This window comes from Ruoffia sp. FAM 20857 (assembly GCF_045528645.1).
Lineage (GTDB): Bacteria > Bacillota > Bacilli > Lactobacillales > Aerococcaceae > Ruoffia > Ruoffia halotolerans.
The window spans coordinates 1-255 of record NZ_JBGQRB010000141.1 but is presented as its reverse complement, the minus strand read 5'-3'; the positions used below and the strand labels follow the sequence as shown (position 1 = coordinate 255).

Below are 255 nucleotides of genomic sequence, written 5' to 3'. Positions count from 1 at the left end.
AGCCCTGTGAGACTTTTTCTTTAATGTAGACTTGTTGGTCTGCAGGAAGGACACACTTACGTCTACCACACCGTTGTTTGTTTTTCTTATATTGTTGGTAATACTCAATGGCGGTATGGCCCTCTTTTAAGAAGTTGATGACGTTATAAATGGGTGTTCTAGAACGTTTTAAACGACTGGCAATGGTCGAGACCGGAATATGTTGGTGGTAATATGATTCTATCATCACCAGTTCATCCGTGGTAAGATGGGTGT

Annotated in this window: 1 pseudogene; it reads right to left on the bottom strand. The window is 41.2% G+C overall.

The features are described from left to right. A pseudogene (locus ACEN4N_RS11590) lies at window positions 1-255 on the bottom strand (IS30 family transposase); the annotation flags it as partial.